We start from the raw sequence: 21,216 nt of genomic DNA on the forward strand, positions 1-21,216 counted from the left end.
ACGGAGTTTATCGGGGTTAACTGTAAGAGTGATTACTGTTCCGACCAAGAGCTACCAAGAGTTGATATTTTAACGCCTGTCGCCATCGAATCATCCAGCCACGATGGCAATGGTCCAGAGCGTTTGTTTGACCAAGATATCAAGACTCGCTGGTCTTCCAATGGAGTAGGAGAGACGGCCACCTATGATTATGGCAGCATTAATCAGTTTGATGCCGTGCGCCTAGCATTCCATAAAGGTAATGCGCGTTCGACTTTGTTCGATATTGAAGTCAGTGTTGATGGTAATACGTGGAGCAAGGCACTTGAAGGTGGCATGAGCTCTGGTGCCGTTAATGGTTATGAGCGTTTCGAGTTTGCTCCGGTAGAAGCTCGCTACGTGCGTTATGTGGGTAAAGGTAACTCAAAGAGCAGCTGGAATAGTGTCACTGAGTTTGCGGCTTTGAACTGTAAGATTAATGCTTGCCCAACTAATCACATTATTACTGAAGATGTCATTGCGGCAGAAAAGGCGGCTGAAGAGAAGCGCAAAGCCACCGCGAAAGTTGATGATAAACGCAAAGATCTTCGTAAAGGCAACTTTGGCGCGGTTGTCGCCCTACCTTGTGCGACAAGTTGTGACTGGGATGTGCCTTTAGCGGAGCCTAAGTTACCGAGTACGCCTCAAGCGGGTAACAAACCAGGTGAAAACTTTGACCTCACTTCATGGTACATCTCTATGCCGTTCGACCATGATAAAAATGGCAAGCCAGACAATGTGTATGAGTGGGATCTTGCCAACGGGTACGAGCATCCAGAACTCTTCTATACTGCCGATGACGGTGGCCTGGTGTTCAAGACCTTTATTAAGGGCGCGCGTACATCGAAAAACACTAAGTTTGCGCGTACAGAGATGAGAGAAATGCTGCGCCAAGGTGATAAGAGCGTTGATACTAAAGGCGTAAACAAAAACAACTGGGTATTCAGCTCGGCACCAATGGAAGATCAAAAAGCCGCTGGTGGCGTTGACGGTGTTCTCGAAGCGACACTTAAAGTCGATCACACGACAACGACGGGTGAGCTCAATGAAGTTGGTCGATTTATCATTGCTCAGATCCACGATAAAGACGATGAGCCAATTCGACTTTACTACCGTAAGTTACCAAACCACGACAAAGGTACGGTCTACTTTGCTCATGAAAACACCAATAAAGGCACCGACAATTATTACAATCTAGTCGGTGATATGACAGGTGTACCAAAAGACGGTGATGGTATTGAACTCGGTGAGACCTTTAGTTATCGCATTCAAGTGGTCGGTAACGAAATGACTGTGACTTTGATGCGTGAAGGTAAGCCTGATGTAGTCCAAGTTGTTGATATGTCGGACAGCGGATACGATGTTGGTGGCAAATACATGTACTTTAAAGCCGGTGTTTACAACCAAAACATCACTGGCGATCCAGATGACTATGTCCAAGCGACTTTCTACAAGTTGAAGAAATCGCACAGCAAGTTTGCTGCAAAGTAGGCGTTAAAGTGAATTAGTGTTTGAGCCAGCGGTTTTTACTGCTGGCTTTTTTAGTAGAAGTGTTTTTTCAGTAGCATCGGTGAAGTGGTAAATTGTGCGGTTTCTATAAGAATGATTCACTTGTCTTTGTGGGAATCACGGTATTTCTTGGCAATCCACTGATGTAGATGAAGTCCTGTTTTACGCTTTAGGAGTATGTCGACCCCAGCTAAGACTAACAGTCCAATTATCGTTCCCATATTCATCTCCAAGTGTAGTTTGTTAATTCATAACAAGGCAATTTTATAGTTAATCCATAGACTTCATTAGCTTATCTATGTTCAGTCCTCCAAGATCTTCTAAATTACCTTTAATCTCTTCATCGATTGATAGATGGCGCTCAACCTTCTTTACTTCCTTCTCAAGGAACTTCTCAACTTCTTTAGAAACGTTGAACATCAATCCTTGTTCACGCGCTGCTTTTCTCGCTCGTTTAAGACGAAAATCTAAGTCTGATGAAATCTTAATGTTCAGTGATACTTTAGATTGCTTCTTCTGTAACGACATATCGATTCTCAATGTTTACTTAATAAAACTATAAATTTTTCTACCTTTTTAGCAAGAAACTTGAGTGATAATTGTGAGCGAATTGGAATTTGAGCTGATGGCGTCGTTTGAATATCGCGCTGAGAATATTCGTCACTGATAAAAAACTGAGCACCTTGTAAGACATTGCCTTCCTGAAGGGGGAATGTGTTTCTTAAGAGGAGGTTGAGAAAGGGGCAAAACTTTTGTCGTAGACGCAGTCATAGCAACAAACTAGGCATCATTATGGGCAGATGAATGGCTTCATATTGTGGCGAATATTAATGATACAAGCCACGTAATTATGAATCTTATCAACCGAATATGAAACTAGCACTGCAACAAAATCTGGACTAGTTTTAAGGCACGTTATTCCGTCTGTTAAACCTATTTAACTACTCAATAGTATTTGCGAAAAAAAGGATTGATTATGCCTCTTCATAAAAAGTCAGCTGTTCGTGGTTCAATGTTAGATGATGTTTACTCTTCAAAAGACTTGTCTGTGGTCATGCCTAAGTATCGAATTCCTGAGAATGAGCACGCCCCAGAGCACGCTTATCAAGTTGTTCACGATGAGCTTATGTTAGACGGTAACTCACGTCAGAACTTAGCGACATTTTGTCAAACATGGGTCGAGGATGAGGTTCATCAGTTGATGGATGAATGCATCGATAAAAACATGATTGATAAAGATGAATACCCACAAACGGCCGAGATCGAGTCGCGCTGTGTCCATATGTTAGCTGACCTTTGGCATGCGCCAGATGCAGAGAACCCGATGGGTTGTTCTACTACGGGTTCAAGCGAAGCTGCAATGCTTGGTGGTATGGCATTAAAGTGGGCTTGGCGTGAGAAAATGAAGAAACAAGGCAAGCCAACCGATAAACCGAATCTTATTTGTGGTCCAGTGCAGGTTTGCTGGCATAAATTTGCGCGCTATTGGGATATTGAGCTTCGTGAGATCCCAATGGAAGGCGAGCGCCTGATCATGACGCCAGAAGAAGTGATCAAACGTTGTGATGAAAACACCATTGGTGTGGTGCCAACATTGGGCGTGACATTCACATGCCAATATGAACCCGTCAAAGCGGTACATGAAGCGTTAGATAAGCTTCAAGAACAAACCGGATTAGATATTCCTATTCACGTTGATGGCGCCAGTGGTGCGTTTTTAGCGCCTTTCTGTGATCCTGATTTAGAGTGGGATTTCCGTTTACCACGCGTTAAATCGATTAATGCTTCTGGCCACAAATTTGGTCTTTCTCCATTGGGTGTGGGTTGGGTAGTTTGGCGTGATGCTGATGCGTTACATGAGGATTTGATCTTCAATGTAAACTACTTGGGCGGTAACATGCCGACATTTGCATTGAACTTCTCTCGTCCTGGCGGACAAATCGTTGCGCAGTACTACAACTTCTTAAGACTGGGTAAAGAAGGCTATAAAAAAATCCATGATGCCTGTTACGAAACGGCTCGCTACATTGCCAAAGAGGTAGAGAAAATGGGCATGTTTGAAATCATTTACGATGGTCATGGCGGTATACCAGCGCTAAGTTGGTCTATCAAGAAAGATGCAAACCCAGGTTTCAACCTGTATGACTTGTCGGATCGCATTCGATCTCGTGGATGGCAGATTGCGGCGTATGCAATGCCAGCTGATCGCCAAGATCTGGTTATCATGCGTATTCTTGTGCGTCACGGGTTTAGTCGGGACATGGCGGATTTATTGATCTCTGACTTGCAACATTGCGTTGATTTCTTTGATAAGCACCCAGTGGTTAACGGCAGTGATGCTGACGAGTCGAGTAACTTTAACCACGGTTAATGCTTCGGCTGCTCTAGGTAATCGGCAGAGTGATTTCTTAGATCGCTCTGCTGCTTCAATCACAATGTCGCAGGTGAGATCATGTCTTTTCTATTTAATTACTTATCTGAAAACCCTTTTGTTTTTCTATTTCTATCACTCGCAATTGGTTACCCATTAGGACGCATTACTGTTAAAGGCGTGAGCCTGGGGACGACGGCAGGTACATTGATTGTTGGTGTCGCATTGGCGCTGACCTCTTTCTCTGTATATGGACTAAAGATTGAAGAGCCGGGGCTAGTCTCCGATATTTTCTTAATGATGTTTATGTATGCCATCGGTATGAAAGTCGGTCCTCAGTTCTTTTCGGGGCTGGCAAGAGGTGGCTTAGATTTTGTGGTGATAGGGCTAATTGTAGTCTTTAGTAATTTCGCCATTGTTGTAGTGGGTGCCAAGCTCTTGGGGCTAGAGCCTGGGTATGCGGCAGGCATTATCTCGGGAAGTTATACTGTTACAGCGGTTATGGGCGTGGCTCAATCGGCGATCTCCTCTGGCGCTTTTGTACCGCCAGCCGGTATGAGTGCAGACCAAGTCAGCGCTAACATCGCAGCGGGTTATGCTATCAGTTATGTGCTGTCTACTGTTTTAATTATTCTTTTGATCAAATACTTACCTTCTATGTTTGGTATTGATCCTGTCAAAGCCGGTAAAGATGCAGAAAAAGAGTTCTCTAGCGGTGATGACAATGAAAAACTCCCTAGCACTTTTGGATTCTCCGATGTTGGTGTTTTACCCATCGATGTCCGTGCTTACAAAGTAACGCATGAAGAGTTGGTTGGGCAGTCGGTTCAGGATCTTTATAAACGGTTTTCCGATGCTGTTGTGCTAAAAGTTGTGCGCGGTGATGAAGTGTTGGATGCATCGGATAACCCAATATTACAACTTGGCGATGTTATCGGTGTTCGTGGCGAGTACAGTGCTCTTATCAAAGAAGGTGAGGCAGATATTGGCAATGAAGTGGATGAGCCTCGAGCCCGCAATGTCGATATTGAAGTGGCTGATATCCATGTTGGCAAGTCAGAACATGCAGGTAAAACTGTCGCTCAGTTGCACGCTGAGGTTGGCTTCGGTGTCTATTTTAAAGCACTATTTAGGCAGGGGCATCAACAGCCGTTACTGCCTCAAACCACCGTTGAAGTGGGAGATGTGGTACGTATTGCCGGCTCTCAGTGGTGTGTTGAACAGACCGCATCTCAGCTTAACAGCGTGCCAATAGTCGAAAGCACGGTGACCGAAACGTTCTATTTAGCCACTGCTCTACTGGTGGGCTATGTGTTCGGCCACTTGAGCGTAACGGTTGCGGGTATCCCATTTGCATTAGGGACTTCGGCTGGCTGTATGCTTACCGGTATTGTGTTTTCGTTCTTGCGAACTCGAAACCCTGCGTTTGGCGGTCCAATGAGTGAAGGAGCGAGAAGCTTTTTGCAAGATATCGGGCTTAATCTGTTCGTAGCGGTGCTCGCTGCAACCGTAGGTCCCAAAATCCTCGCATCTTTTCAAGGCATTATCGTGATTAAAATTGCGCTACTCGGTGTCACTGCTGCGCTTGTTCCGCCTTTATTGGCTTGGTTATATGGGCTGTACATTCGCAAGATGAACCCAGCCATTCTTGCTGGCGCTTGTGCTGGTGGTCGAAATAGCACACCAGCAATGAAAGGGGCGCAAGATGCTACCCAAAGTGACATGCCTGCAATTGGTTATCCCGTCCCTTATGCATTGACATCGGTTCTCGTGTTGATTCTTGGCTATATCGCGATGGTGATCAGCTAAGAGGGGAGATATGTACATTTATTGTTCGACTTGTCGTAAGGAGAGCGGTAAGGTTGGGGGAGGTATGTGCCACATGGCATAGCACAACGCAATACTTTAAAAACAGGGAGGACTAAAATGGAATGGAGTTTATGGTTGGCGTACGTTGGGGTCATTACGGTTTTGATCTCATCTCCCGGTCCCTCAGCAATGCTGTGCATTGCCCACGGTGTGAAATACGGGAAATCGAGTGCGCTAGCGACGGTGTTTGGTGGAACGTTTGCTTCTCTGACACTGATGGTCCTCTCTGCTGTCGGTTTGGGTGCTATATTGGCAGCATCATCGGAAGTATTTTTGTTGCTGAAAATCTTTGGGGCGCTTTATTTGGTCTATCTTGGGTACCAGACTTGGAGAGACACGGGTACTGAGTCCGCATTTAGCACTGATACTAAGCAAGAGAAAGCCGCATTTACTCAGCGTGGTATCCTCAAGAAAGCCTATATGGTAGGTATCAGTAATCCGAAAGACTTGCTGTTTTTTACCGCACTGTTTCCCAACTTCATTAATGTGAATTCACCTCAACTTACGCAGTTTGTCGTGCTGGCTCTGACGTGGATTGTAATCGATACTCTAGTCATGTTGGTGTATGCAAGGCTTGGCGCTAGGGTTAACCCTTGGTTATCGAGTAAAAAGAACATCAAGCGCTTTAACAAGGTGATGGGAGGCTTCTTCATGTCTGCAGGTGGCGCACTGTTTGCCTCTAGCACAAAATAGTGAAATTAGGTCTCCCTCACTAATGTGTGCAGGCCACTATACTCAAATGAAAGGATCCGCTTGTCGTCTTCGAAGCGGGTCATTGTGTTGTAAACAAACATGCTGTTTCCTTAAAGTGTTACCGCACTCGGCGTGACTAACGCGAGCTTCTGGTTATGGTCATTGAGTAAGAGTTGAGAAGAGGTACGCGCACTAAACGCATCGCCCATCATAATGGCGTCGTAGATGGCTTCGTGCTCTTCCAGACAAAAACGTCCTCCGGTAGAGGATTCGTCGATAAATGTCTTGAATAGTGATTCAAGGATATTGGCAAACGGTATGTAAAAAGGGTTACCAGTCGCCAGAAAAATCGTTTTATGAAACTGATGGTCGTTGATCGTCCATGCCACATGCCGCAGCTTGCTTCATGTTTTGAAAGCTAATCGATAGCGCTTTTCGATGTTCTATCGATGCAGAGCGTGCAGCAATAGAACACGCTTCTGGTTCAATGGCTTTTCTCAGCCCTAGAAACTGTGTTAAAAAACGCTGTACGTTGTCCGCATCTTTGATCCAATCAAGAAGCTGAGGATCGAGAAAGTGCCACTGTTGGCGCACTTCGACGCTTGTACCTACTTTGGGTTTGGAGGAAATCAACCCTTTTGCTTCTAACAATTTATTGCATTCGCGTAGCGAGGTGCGGCTAATGCCAAACTTGCTTTTAAGGTCGTGCTCGCATGGTAGCTTTTCACCTTGTTTCAGCTCTCCGGTTAAAATCTTTGTCGCAATTTCCTTTGCTACTTGTACATATACTCGGTGACTCGATGCTGAGTCCGATGCTGAAACAGAATCAGTGTTTTCAGCTGGCTTGTTTGAGAGCATGATCATTCCTTTGTCTATATTTGTTCTCGTAGGGTTGTTTTGAGACCGCACAAACTTCCAATCTGCGGACCGTAACAGCGGTGTGTTATGACGATTGATGTCTCCGTTGTGGTGATCAATATTCCCTAAATGCTTGATATATAGCCTTCAAATACAATTAGTAATACAATATCATTTATTTGAGGTGAGATGTAGATTGAAGTGTCACAAAATACGAAGTTCGCAGAAATAAGTCAGATCTGGAGATGAGTAGTGATTTAGTTGTGATTCAGTCAATTACAGTAGTTAGAATGTTTATAACGTACTGGACTTAATGAATTATCATCAATAAATGCGGAAGGTCACATTTACTCAATGTCTATTAGTGGTAAGATATCTACTAAAATAATACATATTCAATTTAACATCGGTAGCATTATGTCAGGTAAGTTCAATGCAATAACGGGCTCCAAGCGCAGTATCCATGTGCAGGTAGCGAGAGACATAGCCAGAGGTATCCTTTCTGGTGATTTGGCTGAGGGTTCAATCATCCCGGGTGAAATGGCTTTGTGTGGGCAGTTCGGTATCAGCCGTACCGCACTTCGTGAAGCGGTTAAGCTGTTAACATCAAAAGGGCTACTGGAGTCACGACCAAAAATTGGTACTCGTGTAGTTGACCGTGCGTATTGGAACTTCCTTGATCCGCAATTGATCGAGTGGATGGATGGTATTAGTGACGTTGAGCAGTTTTGTGGCCAATTTCTTGGATTGCGCCGCGCTATTGAGCCAGAGGCTTGTGCGCTAGCAGCAAGGTTTGCATCTGCTGAGCAACGAATTGAGCTTTCTGCAACTTTCCAAGAGATGGTTGAGGTCTCAGAAGCAGAGCCTTTCGATCAAATGAAATGGTTGGATGTCGATACGCGTTTCCATTCGCTTATTTTTAACGCGACAGGCAATGACTTCTTTTTGCCGTTTGGCAACATTCTAACCACTATGTTTGTGAACTTTCTTCAGTTTTCTTCCGATGGCGGCTCGACATGTATTAATGAACACCGCCGCATTTACGAAGCGATCATGGCTGGCGACTCAGACAAAGCAAGAGACGCGTCTGCAAACCACCTTCGTGAGGAAAATCACCGCCTTCCAGTGGCGAGTTAGAATCTGAGTTAATCAGTTAAAAAGGCAGCATTTACGCTGCCTTTTTTTATTTCTGCTAGTCCCAATTGTAAATAATTGCTATTGTAATACAAAATGGAAGTCTGGAGATAAACATGACTGATGCTCTTGTACCCAATATTACTCACTTTCTTAATAACGTAGATCCGTTCAATAAAATGCCTGAGCCCTTGGTGCGCCAGGTTGCATCCACCGTTAAAATCACTTATGTGGGGAAAGGTGAGATCCTTGATCCTTGTTTAAATAGTGCTTCGACCCAACCTGTTGAGACGAGAGAATTAGAGAAACAAGACAAGTATTTGTACGTGATTCGCTCGGGTGCCATGGAGCAAAGAGAGGCTGACGGTGTATTGCGTGCAAGATTGGGTGCAGAGGATGTGTTTGGCTTTACCTTTCTAGACAGCAGTGTCTCGGAGCAAAAGGGTTACAAAGCCATTGCTTTGGAGAACACCTTACTATATTTGATCCCCCACAAGGCACTGACGTCAATTTTTAAGGACTCTCCAGAGTTCGCAGAACATTTCGCTGCCCAAGCTCAAACAAGGCTGAAGTCTGCGCTGGATGTCGTGTGGTCGAATAAAGAAAAAGGTCTGTTTATTCGCACGGTCTCTGAAGTCGCAAGTAAAGCTATCGCTATTGTAGATGCGAAAATGTCTATCCAAGAGGTGGCGAAGGAGATGCGTTATAAAAAGCGTACTTCCACAGCAGTAGTTTGTGACGACGGGCAGTTAATTGGCATAATCACCGATAGAGACATGACCAAACGTGTTATTGCGGACGGGTATGACCTCACTGCGCCAATTAAATCAGTCATGACAGCCAACCCTATGACCGTTAGCCCCAATGACTTAGTCTTGCATGCTGCGTCATTGATGATGCAACACAACATCCGCAGCCTACCGGTTGTAGAAGACGGCAAAGTCGTTGGACTGCTTACCACTTCTCACTTAGTTCAAAATCATCGCATGCAAGCTATTTTCCTAATTGAGAAGATAAAGTATGCAGAGTCAGTTGAAGACTTGGAAGCGCTCAATACCGAGCGTCAGGCGATATTCGAAGCACTCATTGAAGGACAAGTGCCGCCAGATATTACCGGCCGAGTGATGGCGATGATGATGGATGCTTACAATCGACGTCTGATCCAATTGGCGATTTCTCACTTCGGGGAGCCGCCTTGCAAGTTCTCGTGGATTGTAGCGGGGTCACATGCCCGAAATGAAGTCCACATGTTGTCTGATCAAGACAGTGCATTGGTGCTCAGTGACGACGCGACAGAAAACGATAAAGTTTATTTCCGTCAACTTTCCCAATACGTGGTTAAAGGGCTAGACGCATGTGGCTATCCTCTCTGTCCTGGCAATTACATGGCAGCGACGCCTAAATGGTGTCAGCCACAATCCGTGTGGAGAGAATACTATCGCAAATGGGTATCGAACCCTGAGTATGAGCGACTTTTGAATATTAGTGTGTTTTTAGAAATTCGCTCCGTCTATGGTGAAGCGAGTTACGCCGATGAACTGCGAGATGAACTGCACAGCCAGATAAAATCAAACCGTGAATTTCTGGGGATTTTGACGCGAGATGCCATTAATACCCAGCCCCCTCTTGGAGTATTTAAAAACCTCGTGCTGGAAAAAACAGGCGAGAATAAGAAAACCCTCAATATTAAGAAGTATGCGATCAACTTGATCATAGATTTAGCGCGAATCTACGGCTTGGCGGTGGAGTGTGACTCTTCTAATACCAAAGAGCGTTTCACGCGAGCTAATGAGCAAGGGATCTTAAGTGATGATGCGTACAAGAATATCCTCAATACCTACCAATATGTGCTTATGTTTAGGCAACATCATCAGTTAGAAGCGTTAAAACAGGGCGGGCAACCAGATAGCCATATTAACCCAGATACATTCGGCAGTTTCGAGCGTGGTAATCTAAAAGATGCGTTTTTGATCATTTCTGGTCTTCAAGATGCCGCGAAACTTCGCTTTGCAGGAAGGATGTAACTTGTGTTGAAAGCCGTTTGGAAATTGATGAATCGTGTTCATGCGTATCATCAATTTGAAAAAAAGCGTACACAGTATTCTTCAAAGGTTTCCTTACCAAAAGAGTTGAGTGGACTATCGAGTGCTCAACTCCCTGATATCGAGTCTGCTGGGAGTCAATTGAACTATTTGGTCGTGGATTTCGAGACGACAGGATTGGATGCCAGCACGGACAGCATCTTAAGCGTGGGCTGGGTTGAGGTGAATGGGTTTAGCATTGATCTAGCATCCGCACAGCACTTGTATATTGACACGACAGCGAGTGTGAATGCCGACGGCGCGGTGGTGAATCACATTGTTCCAGAAATGCTCAAAGATGGCGTCCCCCTTGATGAGGCGATGCAGCGCTTATTTGAAGCCGCGCGGAACAGAATATTGATCGCCCATGGTGCTGTCATTGAGGCGTCCTTTGTTGAAGAGTACTTAAGTCACCGATTTGGCTTGAAGGACGTGCCCATACTGTGGATTGATACTTTGGCAATTGAAAAGTCGATGGCCAAGGCTGTTAACGCTGATAGCTCTATTGATGTGCGCCTTGCAGAAACGCGGGAAAGGTATGGCCTGCCGGAATACAACGGTCACGAGGCACTCATCGATGCCATCGCCACCGCTGAGCTGTTTTTAGCTCAGCAGACGCGTTTGTTCGACAAAAGCTACCCTTGCATCGGTAAGCTCTATCGAATGAGCAGGTAACAGCTTGTTGTGGTTGAGTCACCCTGTGATGGGTTCTAGCAACTCTTCGATGCATCCTCGGCTGATATCTTCATTGATGTAAGCCATGCCAAGAATGTTTAAGAAATCCATGCGGTCGGCATCGCGAAGGTCAATCTCAGGCACTGAGAGATTGTTTTCTTGGTAGATCTTGGCGATGTGAGCCATAAAGGCTTCACCGTCACGCATCATTAATAGACTCATTGCACCTACGTCAGGTTTTACTCGATTTTGCTGATCTGCATTGAGGTTAATCTGCAATACGATAGGTTCTTCGCTCTCTCCAAATCTCACACCACGTTCGCGCACTGTTTGCTGGGCCCAGTAGTAGGCGAGTTCTTTGCTTTGGGTAAGAAATACCGGCTCGGTAACGTCTTGGAAGTTGTTTCCTATGGTTGCCATGGTCGCTTTAGCGACGTCATTGAGTGCTAGGTCTCCCGAGCGTTTTAAGCCTTGTGCTTGGATAGAGGCGACGAGTGCTGAAGAGGTGCCGTGGTACCAGGTGTTGCTGGTGGTGAAACCGGTTTTTGTTAGTAGGGTTTGGGTGTCTTTTAGGTGTTTTGGGGTCATGGGCGGCCTCTTTGGGTTTGGAGAGCTGGGTGGGGTGGTGAGAGTTTAGAGCTGAAGGCTAAGAGCTAAGGGCGAAGAGCGAAGAGCACCCCCTCTGGCTACCCCTTATTAAGGGGGAGAATTACTGGCTCGCTCCTTCGTCGCATCGCGAATTAAAAATATAAGGCGATGCGCAGCGAGCCTTTAGTTCCTCCCCTTTATAAGGGGAGGCTAGGAGGGGTAAGCTCTTAGTCAAACTGATTAGAAGTATTCAACTCACCAGCCGCTTTTAGCGCGTTCTCACCCGCAAAGTACTCTTTATGGTCATCACCGATGTCTGAACCAGACATGTTTTGGTGTTTAACACATGCGATACCTTGACGGATTTCTTGGCGTTGAACGTTCTTAACGTAGCCAAGCATGCCTGCTTCACCGAAGTACTCCTTCGCTAGGTTATCTGTTGATAGCGCAGCGGTGTGGTACGTTGGTAGTGTGATTAGGTGATGGAAGATACCAGCTTCACGTGCAGCATCTGCTTGGAACGTGCGGATTTTGTCGTCAGCACTTTTCGATAGTTCCGTTTCGTCATATTCAGCGCTCATTAGGTTTGCGCGGTCGTATGCTGATACATCTTCACCTGCTTCAACCATTGCATCATAAGCTTGTTGACGGAAGTTAAGCGTCCAGTTGAACGAAGGCGAGTTGTTGTAAACCAGCTTCGCATTCGGGTGAACTGCACGTACGCCATCCATCATCTCTTTGATTTGACCGATGTGTGGCTTTTCAGTTTCAATCCAAAGTAGGTCAGCACCTGCGTTGATAGCTTCGATACAGTCAAATACACAGCGGTCTTCACCCGTACCTGAGCGGAATTGATATAGGCCAGAAGGAAGACGCTTCGGACGTACTAGCTTGCCATCACGGTTAAAGCAAACGTCGCCTTGCTTCATGTCAGCAACATCGATCTCTTCAACGTCTAAGTAAGAGTTGTAGATATCGCCTTGGTCGCCTGGCTCTTTCACTACCGCAATTTCTTTGGTTAGGCCAGCACCTTGTGAGTCAGTACGTGCAACGATGATACCGTTGTCGATGCCAAGCTCTAGGAAGGCATAACGCAGCGCGCGCAGTTTCGCATGGAAGTCTGAGTGAGGTACGGTTACTTTACCGTCTTGGTGACCACACTGCTTCTCATCGGCTACTTGGTTTTCAATCTGCAGACAACAAGCACCCGCTTCAATCATTTTCTTAGCCAGTAGGTAAGTGGCTTCTGCGTTACCAAAGCCTGCATCGATATCAGCAACGATTGGCACAACGTGGGTTTGATGGTTGTCGATTTTGTCTTGGATTTGGTCTTGAAGTGCTACGTCGCCGGCTTCACGTGCTGCGTCTAGCTCACGGAATAGACCGCCTAGCTCACGTGCATCTGCTTGACGAAGGAAAGTGTATAGCTCTTCGATAAGTGCAGGGACAGACGTCTTCTCGTGCATTGACTGGTCTGGAAGTGGACCAAAATCAGAGCGAAGTGCGGCAACCATCCAACCTGATAGGTAGAGGTAGCGTTTGTCAGTCTTACCACCAAAGTGCTTCTTAATAGAAATCATTTTTTGTTGGCCAATGAAACCGTGCCAGCAACCTAAAGATTGTGTGTACTGAGATTTGTCTGCGTCGTACGCTTCCATGTCTGCACGCATAATATCCGCCGTGTATTGCGCGATATCTAGGCCAGTTTTGAATTTGTTTTGAGCACGCATGCGAGCAGCAGATTCAGCATCGATTGCATCCCATGGCGTACCTGCAGCGCGTTTTGCAACTTCGATCATTTCGATATCTTGATTAATTTGCGACATAACTATTCCTTAGTTTCACGTTGGATATAGGGTGGCCAGTGGCCTGTAGTATTAACTTGTTGTTATGGACAAATCCTAGCCGCTTGTGTGATAATTTTGTTAATTTATAGTTGTTATACTCGGTATTTTTGTTATGAATATTGCTCGTATTGACCTTAATTTGCTTGTGTATTTAGATATGCTGCTGCGAGAGCGTAATGTGACCCGCGCTGCGAACCAGTTGGGTATCACTCAGCCAGCGATGAGTAATGGATTGCGCCGCCTGCGTGATTTGTTTGAAGATCCGCTTTTAGTGCGAACTAGTGAAGGGATGATCCCAACCGAGCGCGCTCAGAAGCTCCAGCCACAGATTCGAAATATTCTTGCCAATGTAGAAAAGACGATGCAAACCACGACCGAGTTTCATGCTGAGGATAGCGAGCGCGTGTTTCGTATCATGGCGAGTGACTATGCCGAGTCGACTATTATTCAACCGTTATTGGAAAAGCTCAGCGAAATTGCACCTAAGATACGTTTGGACATCATGACCCCAAGTGATGTGAGTTATCAGGATGTAGAGCAAGGTACCGTCGATATCGTTATCAATCGCTTTGATGATATTCCTCAGTCCTTCCACCAAATGAGCCTGTGGCACGATGGCTTTTCTTGCCTATTCAGCCGTGACAATCCCATTGCCGATAACTTTGATTTGTTCTCTTATCTAAAGGCGCAGCACATTTGGGTGAGTAAAACCGGGATGGGTACCGGGCACGGCGTCAACCCTAGTCAAGCGCAGAAACTGGGCTGGATTGATGAGGCGTTGATGAAGATAGGTAAAACGCGCAATATCACGGTATTTACCCGCCACTACCTATCCGCCATCCTTTTTGCGCAGCAGAAGAATCTGATTTTGACGATTCCAAGTAAGGCGGCGCAGTCACAGCGCAACAACCCTAAGCTGCTTATCAAACCTGCGCCATTTGCGATAGAGCCGTTTGAAGTCAAGATGGCATGGAGTCCACTCTTGCAAAGTAATCCCGATCACCAATGGATGCGCCGCTTAATAAAAAGTGTCGCCAATGAGCTAGAAAGTGGCGTAACGGAGTAAGGCTGTACGTCAATAATAGGGGTATTTTTTCTATGAATGTTAACTATAAGTGGCATAAATTAGTCAAATTCTCCTCAGTTACGTAGATTTTTAAGCAGTGGTCATCGACTAATTCGAGAGAAATTTTATGAGCAATCGTATTCAACAGGGAAGCTTGAACATTGATAGCACCCTCTACAATTTGGTTAATGAGCAAATCATTCCCGGCACTGGTATTGAGGCCAGCGCATTTTGGCAAGCGTTCGAGTCAATTTTATCTGACCTAGCACCTAAAAATCGCGCGCTGCTGGTAAAGCGTGACGACTTACAACATCAAATCGATGTTTGGCATCAAGAGCGTGTGGGTCAGGCAATTGATCCAACCGAGTACAAAACCTTCTTACAGCAGATTGGTTACCTAGTCCCTGAAGTTGATGATTTTGAAATCTCCACAGAAAACGTAGAGCCAGAAATAGCGACTCAAGCAGGACCACAGCTGGTGGTACCTATTATGAATGCCCGTTTTGCACTTAACGCAGCGAATGCGCGTTGGGGTAGCTTGTATGATGCGCTTTACGGCACGGATGTGATTAGCGAAGAGGACGGAGCGGAACGTGGTGGCAGCTTTAACCCAGTGCGTGGTGAAAAAGTGGTTGCCTATGCTCGTGAATTTCTTGACTCAGCAGCGCCACTCAACGGTGTATCGCACCGAGAAGTTGCTCAGTACAGCATCAGCAATGTCAGTGTAGGTAACACGCTAACTGCCACTCTTACCAATGGTGAGGAAGTGACCCTAATGGATAGCACTCAGTTTATCGGCTATCAGGGAGAAGCCAGTTCGCCATCTTGTATTCTTCTTAAACACAATAATCTTCATATTGAAATTCAAATCGACCCGAATACACCGATTGGCCGTGTTGATGCGGCGGGTATCAAAGATGTGGTTGTTGAAGCGGCGCTTACTACCATTATGGATTGTGAAGATTCGGTTGCAGCGGTAGACGGCGAGGACAAAGCGCTGGCCTATCGTAACTGGTTAGGTCTGATGAAAGGCGATCTGCAAGAGAGCCTAGAAAAGAATGGCAAAACGATTGTCAGAAGCTTAAATCCGGATCGTCAATACACCAGCGTGACCGGCGGCGAGATCCATCTTAAAGGTCGCAGTATGCTGTTTATTCGCAACGTCGGCCACTTAATGACAAACCCAGCGATTCTTGATCGCGCCGGCCGTGAAGTACCAGAAGGTATCATGGATGCCATGATCACCTCGCTAATAGCTATCCACGATATTAAAGGGAACAGCCAGTACCAAAACTCGACATCAGGTAGCATCAACATCGTTAAGCCAAAGATGCATGGCCCTGAAGAAGTGGCATTTACCAACGAGCTCTTTACTCGAGTCGAAGATGCGTTGGGTCTGGAACGAAACACCATCAAAGTCGGCATTATGGATGAGGAGCGCCGCACCTCGGTTAACCTAAAAGCGTGTATTCACGCTGCGAAAGAGCGTGTCGTGTTCATTAACACTGGCTTCTTAGACAGAACGGGTGATGAAATTCATACCAGCATGGAAGCAGGTGCATTTGCTCCGAAAGCTCAGCTGAAAACCATGACCTGGATTGGCGCCTACGAAGATCAAAACGTGGATCTAGGATTGGCGTGTGGTCTGCAAGGTAAGGCGCAAATCGGTAAAGGTATGTGGCCGGAACCAGATAACATGGCAAAAATGATGGATGCTAAGATTGGTCATCCACAGTCAGGCGCCAACACAGCATGGGTACCGTCACCGACCGCAGCAACTTTACATGCGCTTCACTACCACCAAGTGAGCGTGCCAAGCCGTCAAAAAGAGCTTCGTGAGCGTGTGAGTGCGAGTGTGGATGATATCTTGACGATTCCACTATTAGGTTCGCAAAAGCTGACAGCAGAACAAATTCAAAGCGAGTTAGACAATAACGCGCAAGGCATTCTCGGCTATGTAGTACGCTGGATTGACCAAGGTGTTGGCTGTTCCAAAGTACCAGATATCAATGATGTCGGTCTAATGGAAGATCGCGCCACACTGCGTATCTCAAGCCAGCATATTGCTAACTGGTTACGACATGGTATTTGCACTGAATCTCAAGTGATGAAAACCATGCAGCGTATGGCACAAGTCGTTGACCAACAAAATGCTGACGACCCAAATTATAACAATATGGCCCCCAACTTTGACAGCAGCATTGCGTTCTCTGCCGCTTGTCAATCGGTGTTCGAAGGCTGCGCACAGCCCAATGGCTATACTGAGCCCGTATTGCACGCAATGCGACTCAAATTAAAATCACAACAAAGATAAAACACTGTAATTACCAAGCCCAAGGTAACACCGCGCTCTCGAGCGCGGTTTTTTTTGGGAAATTTTAGCTTGCAACTCTTAACAATATCAACGTAACAATGTCTTACTTTAATACTTCCATAAATTTGTAACGAGCAAATGAGTTGCAGTGTATAGTCAGGATTGCTAAAGAGTTCTGTTTTTAGATCTATAAAGAGTTTCTTTCTACATAACTAACCTCGGTATAGGAACGAACAGTAGGCTCTTGAACATCATTACTTAAGTGTATCAGTTTGTAGATAGCTGACTTTGCGAGGCTTCCATATGCAGGTCTGATCGTTGTTAAGGAGGGGGAGACTAAAGATGAAATATCTAGATCATCAAAGCCAACAACTGCAATGTCTTTTGGAACTGAAATGTTCTTTGATTTAAGAGATTGAATCAAAGAGATCGCCATTAAATCACAAATACAAAAAACGACATCACAATCTTCAAAAACACCAGAATCAACGATTTTATCCATAACTAGGCTACTACCCAAATCCTGCCCAGCCGTATCATTATTCATAAGTTGTAATGTTTGTGTGTCAGCATAGGAGCGAATATCGATCACGTCCTTGGCATATTCAAAGTTTATTTCATGCATCTTCATTGCTCGAAAGAAACCGTCTACTCTTTGCTGAATGGTTAAGCGAGGGATAGTTGTGAGGATTTTGGGACTTTTATAACCCTTATTTATCAGAGACTTACCGAGTAAGAAACCACCAAGTTCATAATCTGGACTGATACTACTTAGTCTCATTAGATCATCGAAACAGTTGATGAGAACTGTGGGGACATTGGACTGAAACATAGTGTTATTGAGCTCGCTGTCGGTCATGCCCGCGATAATAACTGCTTCAGAATTCTTGATTTTCTTAATCATAGCCGAAATTTCAGTATCTGAGCTTACGATGAAAGTTTCTGTATCTAAGCCAAATTTCTTAGCTTCGTTATTTAGGTGTTCATAAATTGTAAAGTAAAAGCTATGCGGTTGAAGAACAGAGGAATGAATGACAATTGAAATTTTGCTGAAATAGATATTTACAGATAAGGTTTTCTTAATTCTTGGTTTATAAGAAATCTCCTCAATAACCTTGTTAACTTTTTCAACGGTTTCTGCTTTTACGATAGTTGGGTTATTAATCGCTCGAGAAACAGTGGCCTTAGACACCCCAGCTATTTGTGCAATTCGTTCAATACTCATCTCGTTGTACTCTTCTATTAAGTGACATATGACCTGCATCACGACTCAAACTTTATAATCAATGAAACAAGTCATTAGAATGCGATGTTGCATTTTTCGTGTTCTGAATCACATTTTTTTGGTATTTCGTTCTTTAAACTCCACTTCATCGAAACCACGTAATCTGTTGAAAGTTAGTTAGGTTGAAAAATTATGTTTAAAGAATTAACAGAAATTAAGAATGATATTCTGGGTAGTATCGAGCGTAATGCTCCCATAATTGGTAATCGTAATCCAATGATAGGCGCAGGCCCCGAAGACTTTGCGTGGCAGTACCCCAAAGAAAATTACTTCTGGACTGACTCATTTTGGACTGGTGAACTTTGGTTAGCTTACATGTTGACTGGTAAGCAAGAGTACAAAAATATGGCGCGTATGCGCTACACGCATTTTGGAGAAATCTTAAACAATCCAATGTGGCTGAATCACGATTTGGGTTTTGAGTTTTCGTTGACAGCTGTAGCGGACTACAAGTTGACGGGTAATGAAACCGCTCGTGATCTCGCACTAAAAGCTGCTGATGCGCTGCGCAGTCGGTTCAATTGGAATGGTAACTATCTAGTGGCTTGGACCGCAGGAACAGAAGGTCAAGCTCATGCTGAACTGGTTCAAGGCAAGATCATTATCGACTGTATGCAAAATCTATCTTTGCTGATGTGGGCTTATTCTGAAACCAATATTGAATCTTATAAAGAGGTCGCGATTCGACAAGCTGAAACATCCCTAAAATATCTGGTTCGCGATGATTTTAGTACCTACCATACCTATGATTTTGATACCAAGACAAATCAGCCTATCGCTGGAAAGACCTTCCAAGGGTACGCTGATGAATCGTGTTGGTCCCGCGGACAAGCATGGGCTATTCATGGGTTTGCTCAAATGGCGCTATTAACAGGTGATGAGCGATACTCTGAACTGAGTATGAAGCTAACAGATTTTGTTATGGGAAATATTACTGATGACTTTGTTCCTATTTGGGACTATCGTCTGCCAAAAGAAGAGAAACAATATAAAGATACGTCTGCAGGTTCAATTACCGCCGCAGGCCTTTATCTTCTTGCTGAAGTATTGGAAACCCAAGGTAAAGATAAGTTAGCTAAAAAATATCGAAATTTTGGCGAAAAAATGCTGCTGGCATTGAGAAATAATTATGATCTAACGGGAAATATTGAAGCTCAAGGATTGTTGTCTAATTCAGCTTCTTACGTCCACCAAGCTCATGAGTTAGATAAAGAGTTTTTAGCAAATGCTATGCTTCCATATGGTGATTACTACTATTTTGAAGCTGTTGTACGCGCACTTGGTCATAATAAGCTCTTTTGGTAATAGAGTAAAACTAAATAACAAAAGGAAACAAAATGTCTAATTTAAAAAACTCACTAATTCTTGCTAGTGTTTGCTTAGCTTTCACGACAACAGCAAGTGCTAAAGTGTATAAATTTGCTACAAATATTCCTAGTGATGGAGCTCCTGGTATTCTACTTCAAGAGTTTTCTGATTCAGTAAAAGATAAAACAGATGGACGCGTAAACTTTAGAATATTTTGGAATGGTACACTTGGGAGTCAAGGTGATTACTTACAGAAAGTCCAAAGTGGCGTTATTTCAGCGGGTATTACAAATACAGCTACATTAGAAAATATTGCACCAGAAATGGGCGTGCTAAACCTTCCATATATCTTTAGGAGTTTAGATGAGTACAGTGACACAATGTACGATGACAATGTCAAGGTACTAATTGATAAAGCTCTGTCCGAGAAAGGTATGAATCCATTAGGTTTCTTAAGTAATGGTTTCCGTGGAATTATGACCTCCAAGGAAATAAAGACTATGGATGACCTCAAGGGGATGAAAATCCGAACTATGGGTAGCGAGAACTACATTCGAATGTTGGAGTCATTCGGTGCAGTACCGTCACCGATGGCATTCAGTGAAGTGTACCCGGCTTTACAACAAGGTGTCATTGATGGCGCTGAAGGTGGTGTGGCCGCTCTTTGGGAGATCAAGTATGGTGAAGTTACAAAATATGGTACGCACACAAACCATACTCGCCTAAGTGACTATGTTATAATTAGTGACAAGTTTAAATCTAGAGTTTCTCCAGAAGATCTTGAAATAGTTTATAATGAGTTTGATCGAGTGAGTAGGAAATCGCTATCTTTTGTTGATAATACACAAGCAGAGTCAGAGAGAATTGGTATTGAAAAGCTTGGTGTAACGATTAACGAAGTTGACATTGAGCCTTTTGTTGAGGCCGTTCAGCCTATGTATCAAGATGCACTAAAAGATCCTAAGAAGCATGAGCTATTAAATGTGATCTTTACCCTTCAGGGCCGTAGTTAATTTATTATAGAGGCCGATACCTATCGGCCTTTTATACCTCCACGCGAAGAGTTCATTATGATAAATTTCAATGTGATGAAAGGTGGCTATCAATCTTGTTTTTTGGATAAGTTTGATGAGTTGGTTAACAAGATGCTAAAACCGACATTAATATTGACACTAGGTGTTATGAGCATTTTGATTGTCTATCAAGTATTTTGTCGGTATGTACTAAATTCACCTAGTAACGTGTCTTCTGAGTTACTCACTTATATGCTGATATGGCTAGGTTTACTTGGAGCATCAGCGTGTTTTCTACAGTCTAAACATCTAAACTTACCTATTATCTTAGATAAAGTATCAGAAGGAAAACAAGATACTCTATCAATTATAACAATTATAGCTTCGTTCTTATTTGGTGGGATTGTTACCTATAGTGGTTATGTCGGCTTAGATAATCAGGCGTTTACACCAATTTTGAAAATGAGTCTGGGATTATTGCAATCAGTAGTAATGATTCTAGGTGTGATTATTTGTTTGTCTAGCGCTGTTAAACTTAGTAAATTGATTATTAGGAATGGCAATAATTTTTCTAAATTTATTGTTAT

The 21,216-nt window shown here is 44.3% G+C and carries 16 protein-coding genes and 2 pseudogenes; 12 read left to right on the top strand and 6 right to left on the bottom strand.

Annotation, left to right across the window (positions count from 1 at the left end):
• Nucleotides 1-9 precede the first annotated feature (9 nt).
• Nucleotides 10-1,509 (top strand): polysaccharide lyase family 7 protein, encoded by a 1,500-nt coding sequence (locus tag ACVA6Q_RS01995; protein WP_446647159.1) that lies wholly within the window; start codon nucleotides 10-12, stop codon nucleotides 1,507-1,509.
• A 116-nt stretch (nucleotides 1,510-1,625) separates the two neighbouring features.
• Here ACVA6Q_RS01995 and ACVA6Q_RS02000 read toward each other — a convergent pair whose 3' ends face one another.
• On the bottom strand, nucleotides 1,626-1,748 hold the full coding sequence (locus ACVA6Q_RS02000; protein WP_446646321.1) for a hypothetical protein: 123 nt from the start codon (nucleotides 1,746-1,748) through the stop codon (nucleotides 1,626-1,628).
• A gap of 49 nt (nucleotides 1,749-1,797) precedes the next feature.
• On the bottom strand, nucleotides 1,798-2,055 hold the full coding sequence (locus ACVA6Q_RS02005) for a hypothetical protein (RefSeq protein WP_446646322.1): 258 nt from the start codon (nucleotides 2,053-2,055) through the stop codon (nucleotides 1,798-1,800).
• A gap of 448 nt (nucleotides 2,056-2,503) precedes the next feature.
• On the opposite strand from ACVA6Q_RS02005, the gene ACVA6Q_RS02010 reads away from it, so the two are divergent.
• From ACVA6Q_RS02010 to ACVA6Q_RS02020, 3 genes are all read left to right on the top strand, one after another.
• Nucleotides 2,504-3,898 carry a glutamate decarboxylase gene (locus ACVA6Q_RS02010; protein ID WP_446646323.1) on the top strand — a complete coding sequence of 465 codons (1,395 nt, stop codon included), beginning with the start codon at nucleotides 2,504-2,506 and terminating at the stop codon, nucleotides 3,896-3,898.
• Between the two features lie 81 nt (nucleotides 3,899-3,979).
• Nucleotides 3,980-5,707 carry an aspartate:alanine exchanger family transporter gene (locus ACVA6Q_RS02015; RefSeq protein ID WP_446646324.1) on the top strand — a complete coding sequence of 576 codons (1,728 nt, stop codon included), beginning with the start codon at nucleotides 3,980-3,982 and terminating at the stop codon, nucleotides 5,705-5,707.
• A 117-nt stretch (nucleotides 5,708-5,824) separates the two neighbouring features.
• Complete coding sequence (locus ACVA6Q_RS02020; RefSeq protein ID WP_446646325.1) at nucleotides 5,825-6,460, top strand: LysE family translocator; 636 nt, start codon at nucleotides 5,825-5,827, stop codon at nucleotides 6,458-6,460.
• A 110-nt stretch (nucleotides 6,461-6,570) separates the two neighbouring features.
• Here ACVA6Q_RS02020 and ACVA6Q_RS02025 read toward each other — a convergent pair.
• Nucleotides 6,571-7,318: pseudogene (locus tag ACVA6Q_RS02025) on the bottom strand (FadR/GntR family transcriptional regulator).
• A gap of 417 nt (nucleotides 7,319-7,735) precedes the next feature.
• On the opposite strand from ACVA6Q_RS02025, the gene ACVA6Q_RS02030 reads away from it, so the two are divergent.
• From ACVA6Q_RS02030 to ACVA6Q_RS02040, 3 genes are all read left to right on the top strand, one after another.
• A complete protein-coding gene (locus tag ACVA6Q_RS02030) occupies nucleotides 7,736-8,455 on the top strand; it encodes a FadR/GntR family transcriptional regulator (protein WP_446646326.1) in 720 nt (239 codons plus the stop codon).
• A 113-nt stretch (nucleotides 8,456-8,568) separates the two neighbouring features.
• Entirely contained in the window at nucleotides 8,569-10,476 is a 1,908-nt protein-coding gene (locus ACVA6Q_RS02035) for a DUF294 nucleotidyltransferase-like domain-containing protein (protein WP_446646327.1), read from the top strand.
• A gap of 27 nt (nucleotides 10,477-10,503) precedes the next feature.
• Complete coding sequence (locus ACVA6Q_RS02040; protein WP_446646328.1) at nucleotides 10,504-11,208, top strand: 3'-5' exonuclease; 705 nt, start codon at nucleotides 10,504-10,506, stop codon at nucleotides 11,206-11,208.
• An 18-nt stretch (nucleotides 11,209-11,226) separates the two neighbouring features.
• On the opposite strand, the gene ACVA6Q_RS02045 is transcribed toward ACVA6Q_RS02040, so the two are convergent.
• On the bottom strand, nucleotides 11,227-11,796 hold the full coding sequence (locus tag ACVA6Q_RS02045; RefSeq protein ID WP_446646329.1) for a hypothetical protein: 570 nt from the start codon (nucleotides 11,794-11,796) through the stop codon (nucleotides 11,227-11,229).
• A gap of 227 nt (nucleotides 11,797-12,023) precedes the next feature.
• Nucleotides 12,024-13,622, bottom strand: coding sequence for an isocitrate lyase (locus ACVA6Q_RS02050; protein ID WP_353499833.1), 1,599 nt, complete (start codon nucleotides 13,620-13,622; stop codon nucleotides 12,024-12,026).
• Nucleotides 13,623-13,755: 133 nt separating this feature from the next.
• Here ACVA6Q_RS02050 and ACVA6Q_RS02055 point away from each other — a divergent pair, with 133 nt between their 5' ends.
• Both ACVA6Q_RS02055 and ACVA6Q_RS02060 read left to right on the top strand, forming a co-directional pair.
• Nucleotides 13,756-14,709, top strand: a complete 954-nt coding sequence (locus ACVA6Q_RS02055; protein ID WP_353499832.1) for a LysR family transcriptional regulator — start codon at nucleotides 13,756-13,758, stop codon at nucleotides 14,707-14,709.
• 127 nt (nucleotides 14,710-14,836) lie between these two features.
• Nucleotides 14,837-17,023 carry a malate synthase G gene (locus ACVA6Q_RS02060; RefSeq protein WP_446646330.1) on the top strand — a complete coding sequence of 729 codons (2,187 nt, stop codon included), beginning with the start codon at nucleotides 14,837-14,839 and terminating at the stop codon, nucleotides 17,021-17,023.
• A 187-nt stretch (nucleotides 17,024-17,210) separates the two neighbouring features.
• Here the strand turns inward: ACVA6Q_RS02060 and ACVA6Q_RS02065 are convergent, their stop codons facing one another.
• Nucleotides 17,211-18,248: a LacI family DNA-binding transcriptional regulator gene (locus ACVA6Q_RS02065; protein ID WP_446646331.1), complete on the bottom strand. Its 1,038-nt coding sequence runs from the start codon at nucleotides 18,246-18,248 to the stop codon at nucleotides 17,211-17,213.
• Between the two features lie 192 nt (nucleotides 18,249-18,440).
• Here ACVA6Q_RS02065 and ACVA6Q_RS02070 point away from each other — a divergent pair, with 192 nt between their 5' ends.
• The 3 genes and pseudogenes from ACVA6Q_RS02070 to ACVA6Q_RS02080 all read left to right on the top strand — a co-directional run.
• Nucleotides 18,441-19,613, top strand: a complete 1,173-nt coding sequence (locus tag ACVA6Q_RS02070) for a glycoside hydrolase family 88 protein (protein ID WP_446646332.1) — start codon at nucleotides 18,441-18,443, stop codon at nucleotides 19,611-19,613.
• A gap of 32 nt (nucleotides 19,614-19,645) precedes the next feature.
• Nucleotides 19,646-20,629, top strand: coding sequence for a TRAP transporter substrate-binding protein DctP (gene dctP, locus ACVA6Q_RS02075; RefSeq protein WP_446646333.1), 984 nt, complete (start codon nucleotides 19,646-19,648; stop codon nucleotides 20,627-20,629).
• 168 nt (nucleotides 20,630-20,797) lie between these two features.
• A pseudogene (locus tag ACVA6Q_RS02080) lies at nucleotides 20,798-21,163 on the top strand (TRAP transporter small permease); the annotation flags it as partial.
• Between the last annotated feature and the right edge of the window lie 53 nt (nucleotides 21,164-21,216).

The organism is Vibrio sp. DNB22_10_4 (assembly GCF_052879755.1).